Source organism: Acinetobacter sp. UBA3025 (genome assembly GCF_002367915.1).
In the GTDB taxonomy this organism is placed as follows: Bacteria; Pseudomonadota; Gammaproteobacteria; order Pseudomonadales; family Moraxellaceae; genus Acinetobacter.
On the sequence record NZ_DFDO01000080.1, the window covers coordinates 1 to 5,630 of the forward strand.

The 5,630-nt window shown below is 43.4% G+C and carries 7 protein-coding genes; all 7 read right to left on the reverse strand.

Annotated elements, in window-relative coordinates; all coding sequences use genetic code 11:
* Positions 1 to 287: TetR/AcrR family transcriptional regulator (locus B4J23_RS03155; protein ID WP_291358740.1), on the reverse strand; the 287-nt coding region annotated here is incomplete at its 3' end.
* A 40-nt stretch (positions 288 to 327) separates the two neighbouring features.
* Positions 328 to 1,101: a TatD family hydrolase gene (locus tag B4J23_RS03160; RefSeq protein WP_291358736.1), complete on the reverse strand. Its 774-nt coding sequence runs from the start codon at positions 1,099 to 1,101 to the stop codon at positions 328 to 330.
* 27 nt (positions 1,102 to 1,128) lie between these two features.
* Positions 1,129 to 1,470, reverse strand: coding sequence for a PilZ domain-containing protein (locus B4J23_RS03165; RefSeq protein WP_005236142.1), 342 nt, complete (start codon positions 1,468 to 1,470; stop codon positions 1,129 to 1,131).
* Between the two features lie 17 nt (positions 1,471 to 1,487).
* Positions 1,488 to 2,468, reverse strand: a complete 981-nt coding sequence (locus tag B4J23_RS03170) for a DNA polymerase III subunit delta' C-terminal domain-containing protein (RefSeq protein ID WP_291358737.1) — start codon at positions 2,466 to 2,468, stop codon at positions 1,488 to 1,490.
* A 14-nt stretch (positions 2,469 to 2,482) separates the two neighbouring features.
* Positions 2,483 to 3,244, reverse strand: coding sequence for a 3-deoxy-manno-octulosonate cytidylyltransferase (gene kdsB, locus B4J23_RS03175; protein WP_104425952.1), 762 nt, complete (start codon positions 3,242 to 3,244; stop codon positions 2,483 to 2,485).
* 12 nt (positions 3,245 to 3,256) lie between these two features.
* Positions 3,257 to 4,261 carry a tetraacyldisaccharide 4'-kinase gene (lpxK, locus tag B4J23_RS03180; RefSeq protein WP_291358738.1) on the reverse strand — a complete coding sequence of 335 codons (1,005 nt, stop codon included), beginning with the start codon at positions 4,259 to 4,261 and terminating at the stop codon, positions 3,257 to 3,259.
* 3 nt (positions 4,262 to 4,264) lie between these two features.
* Positions 4,265 to 5,630: ATP-binding cassette domain-containing protein (locus B4J23_RS03185; protein ID WP_291358739.1), on the reverse strand; the 1,366-nt coding region annotated here is incomplete at its 5' end.

Consider the following 5,630-nt stretch of genomic DNA (forward strand, 5'->3'; position numbering starts at 1 on the left):
CGTTCAGGGTGATGCAGATGATGCAACATAAAGAATGCCAGATGTTCAGGAAAAGCCTTATCACTATCCTGGATCATTTCCAGCAACATGCGCTCATTACGGATAATCAGCAATATGTACAATTCATCTTTACTCTGGAAATGCTTATAAAGAGTGCCTTTGGCCAGATCCAGTTCTGCTGCCAGTGCATCCAGGGTCATCCCTGCTTCACCATTTTCTAGCAGTAACTGTTCTGCAACTTGAAAAATCAAGGTTTCTCTTGCTCGAAACTGAGCCTGACGATCCATCTTCACCCTATAACTCTCTTGTACTCTTATCTAACTTTATTTACTTTGAATTCAGAAGATTCTCAAAGTTCTGCTTTGTGATATAAGCCATTTCTTCTAGCGACTTATCATATACATCGCAAAGGGCTTTGGCTACATAAGGAACGTATTTTGGTTCATTAGATTTGCCACGATATGGCATTGGAGCAAGGTAAGGACTATCCGTTTCGATTAAAACGCGATCAAGTGGAACCTGTTTGGCCACGTCACGCAAATCCTGGGCATTTTTAAAAGAAACAATACCGGAGAAAGACACATAATAACCGCAGTCTAAAACAGTTTTAGCGGTTTCCCAATCTTCGGTAAAACAGTGCAAAATGCCATGGGTAGATTTTTCTGCACGGATAATATCAACCGTGTCATGCTTGGCAGAACGGGTATGCACGACGACAGGTTTTTTCACAATTTGTGAGGCATGGATATGACGGGCAAAACAGTCTTTTTGCTCGTCAATAAAATCGGTACTATGATAATAATCGAGCCCCGTTTCACCCAGCGCCCAGACTTTTTCTGGCTGTGCCAGTTCAACCAGATATTCAGTAGTCGCACGCGCCATCGTCGCCGCATCTTCGCAAGGATGTACACCAACGGTATAACCGACATCAGGATGACGGGCCGCGATTTTTGCCAGCTCGATATGATCATCCAGATCCACCGAGATACTCATAAACTTGGATACGCCTGCTTCACGGGCCTGAGCGAGCGCCTGATCCAGATCACCGTTATAAGGTGTTAAATCGAGCAGCGTTAAATGGCAATGAGTATCTACAAACACAATGAGTTCCTACCGAAGGTAAATTAACTACATAGTGTAACTTTTACGTCCATCAGATTTAAGACCCGCAACCAGACGATCTGCTTCATTTTTGAAGAAAACGCCTTTTTCACCGGTGAGCTGAATCCCAAAACCTTGTGGCTTGATGCCATTCTGCTTTTGAGATATCCAGATTACTTTTCCGGTTAATGGAATTTTCTGCGTCTGTTCAGGTAAAGTCGTCAAAACAAAAACTTCTTCACCTAATTTTACTGGCTGCTTGGAAGGAATAAAAAGTCCACCACCTACAACATATGGCATATAACTGGCAAATAACGTTTCAATATCCGGAATATTAGCCTGAATAATACCGCCCATACGTGGTTGCATCTTGTTTTCCCCTTAAGCTAAAGATTCATCAGCTTGATACACAATTCATCGAGCACCAGATTACTTTGTACGTTCTGCTCAAGATATTGTTTGGCTCGCTGAAAATCCTCATAAATTTTAAAAAGTGTTTCCAATGAATATTGTTCGGCCAATACATTAAAGTCCAGATCAATGTTTTTTACGGCCTGATTTAGCTTGACACAAATTAAATCGGACAACAAGTATTCAAACATTTGACCAAATTCACCAAAACTCAGGCTTTTATTCCATTTGGTCGCAATTGCCATTGGCATATTTTTTTGAATGACCAGTTTTTTCCAGTCTTCCATGAATTCCTGACGTAATGGCAACCAGGAACTTTGTGCAACCTCAATCGCTTGCAAAGGCATCTGATTGGATAAATTCATTAATAGCTGCTGCTGGCTCGAACCTGCTTCAGGTAACTGCGCCTCTACATATTCACTAAATTGCGCTGATGAAATCCGGTCTAAAGCAAAATGCTGTAAACGGCTGCGAATAGTTGCAGGCAATTTCAGATAATGATCCGCAAGCAGAATAATGACAATATTTTCACCCGGTTCTTCCAGAGTTTTCAGCAAGGCATTAGAAGAAGCAATATTTAATGCTTCAGCGGGTTCAATGACAATGACACGCCAGCCATCGACGGTCTGCTGTACAAAAGGCAGAAGATCACGGATCTTTTCAATTTTAATTTTGGCATTCTGTTTTTTATTGTCTTCATCAGTGCTGATATAGACGTAATTCGGATGGGTATCCGCTTTCAGCCACTGACAACTGCCACACTCACCGCATGGCCCCTTAGGCTGACGGTTCAGGCATAAAACCCAGGCCAGAAACTGCTGGGCAAAGGCTTCTTTACCACAGCCTTTTTTTCCATAGAACAATAAACCATGCCCAAGCTTAGGAAAACGCCCGGTTAGCGTTTCCCAAACCTGTTGCTGCCATGGATAAATCTGTGCATTGACATCAAGCGGCATGGAGAATTCTCAAATTAAGCAAAAGAAGATGGATCCATCTGGTTCAAGCGATCCAGATCTTCCTGCGTATCGACACCTGGCGGTAAATTGGCTTCTGCCACAGCAATGGCAATACGGTGACCATTTTCCAGTACACGTAACTGTTCTAAAGATTCCAGTTTTTCCAGCACACCCATTTCCCAGGTTACATATTCCTGTAGCAGTTTCACGCGGTAAGCATATAAACCCAAATGACGATAAGCCTGATCATGCAATTTCTGTTCAGCTAGCTTGGCACCATCACGGTCATAAGGAATCGTAGCACGACTAAAATACAGTGCCTGATTGTGCTTAGACATCACAACCTTAACGATACTGTCACGCTTGAATTCCTCTAAATGATGAATTGGCTCACACAGAGTCGACATTGAGCAAGCCGGTTGATCTTCTAAGAGTTGCGCGACCTGTTTAACTAACTGAGCTGGCAATAAAGGTTCATCACCCTGTACATTCACAATAATGTCATCACTCGCCCAGCCCTTGATTCGAGCTACCTCGCTTAGACGATCGGTACCTGATGGATGATCTGCTGAAGTCAGGACCACATCAACACCTTCAGCACGGCAAACTTCGGCAATACGTTCATCATCTGTTGCTACACACAGGTCATCAAAGCCCTGTACTTTTTTGGCCTGATCCACGACACGCAGAATCATCGGACGACCATGGATTTCCAGCAAAGGTTTACCCGGCAAACGTGAACTGGAGAAGCGTGCAGGAATAACTATATGTTTCATCGTAAATAAACCTTAGGAAATAGAAATACCCTGTTGCTCTAATTGCTGCTGCAATATTGTATAACAGGCAGGTGACAAGGCTGCATCGACCGGCACCACCCAGATATCCCGCTGATAATCTGGATACTGTTTGAGTAATGCCATAATTTTAACTGCATCTTTTTCAGTAGTAATGATCGGACTATTGTCATCGAATTGCAGATCTTCAATTTCATAATCATGATGATCTGGAAATTCATGACACTGAAATTGCTGCAGCCCCAGATGTTCTAGTGTTTGATAAAAACGCTGTGGAAAACCGATGCCGACTACTGCATAGAAAGCCGCAGTTGGATCAAAGCTTTTGATAACATCCTGATTTAATAAATACGGCTGAGAGGCTGCAAGATGCATATGCAAAGGCGAAACTGGATTTGCTGCATGTTCAATCACGGTACCTTTTTCCAACCGGGTAACGGGTTCACGCAAATAACCTTCTGGTAAAAGTTTCTGGTTGCCCAAGCCTCGGTTATTATCCAGCACAATCCATTCAATCTGACGATTTAAAGCCCAGTGCTGCAAACCGTCATCACAAATAATTAAATCCAGTGCATGCTTTTCTAGCAGAAGCTCAATGCTCTTTTGACGATTTGGCCCTACAGCCATCGGCACACCAGTCGCTTGGACAATTAAGGCTGGTTCATCACCTACCACTTCAGGCAAGGTATTTAAATCTACATAAGCAGGAAAAGGACCTTTACCACCATAACCTCGACTGATTACACCAATCCGTAGGCCTTTTTCAGTGAGGTAATCCACCAGATGAATCAGTAAAGGTGTTTTACCACTCCCACCTACGGTAATATTTCCAATCACCATTACTGGAATAGGTGCGGTATAGCTTTTTTTAATCCCTTTACGGTAAAGCCAGTGGTTACTGACAAAACCCAAGCGGTAAAGCCAGGACAAAGGACGCAGCACAACCAGCCACTTTGCCTGTGTATTCCAAGCATCCTGAATGATCTGTGCCAAAGCCATGACTTAATGTTCCTCGAAATTACGTTGGTGCAGCTGATAATAAGCACCTTGACGTGCAATCAGCTCAGCATGATTACCCTGCTCTATAATACGACCTTGATCCATCACTACAATGCGGTCGGCATTTTCAATTGTTGATAGACGGTGGGCAATCACAATTGTAGTCCGATCTCGCATCGCCTGATCAAAGGCACGCTGAATAAAGTATTCAGATTCATTATCCAGCGCACTGGTCGCTTCATCCAGAATCAGAATCGGAGCATTTTTCAAAATAGCACGGGCGATCGCAATACGCTGACGCTGTCCACCTGACAGATTCAGACCTTGAGCGCCCAGTGGCGTATCATAACCTTGTGGCAAGGCCATAATGAAATCATGGGCATAGGCGGCTTTTGCCGCTGCAATGATTTCTTCATCACTCGCATTTTCTAGCTGGCCATAAGCAATATTTTCACGAACAGTACGGTTAAACAGCACTACCTGCTGGTTTACCATCGCGATCTGGGTACGTAAAGCAGTCAATTCATAATCAGTAATCGGTTTTTGATCCAGCAAAATTTGCCCGGATGTAGTTTCCTGATAACGTACCAACAGATTCACCAGAGAAGTTTTGCCTGCTCCTGAACGTCCAACCAATGCTACAGTCTCACCCGCTTTCACTTCCAGGTTAAAGTCATGAATCGCATGGTGACCATCGCCATAAACCAGATTGACATCTTTAAATTGAATGTTGCCTTTTAAGGCATCATTGAGTTTGCCGGTATTATGCTCTTCAGGCATATCTAGCAATTCAAACACAGAATGTGCGGCCGCCATACCACGCTGAATTTTTTCATTCACATCAGTTAATGTCTTGATTGGTCGCGCCAACATGCCAGCAGCTGTAATATAAGCAACAAATTCACCCGCAGTCGTATCTCCCAGAATTTGTGGGCGCAACGCAATATACATCACGATACTGAGTGAAACTGACATGATCAACTGTACTACTGGACTGTTCAGCTGCTGTACTGCCACCATTTTCAAGCCACGGCGTAGATTTTCCAAAGAATTTTGTTTAAAGCGTTCCTGCTCATAAATCTGACCACCAAAACCTTTGACAATCAGATTGGCATTTACAGTTTCCTGAACCACATGGTTCACATCACCCATGGTGTCCTGAACCTGTTGTGATAGCTTGCGCATCCTTTTTGAGGCTTTACTGATCACAAAACCAATCACAGGTCCAAAGATCAGAATACACATGGTTAAACGCCAGTTGGTATATAAAAGATATCCCAATAAGGCAATCGTGATCAGACCTTGCTGAATGATCGTTCTAAGTGCTTCAGTTGAGGCGGCGGTGAGCTGCTCAACGTTATACATAATT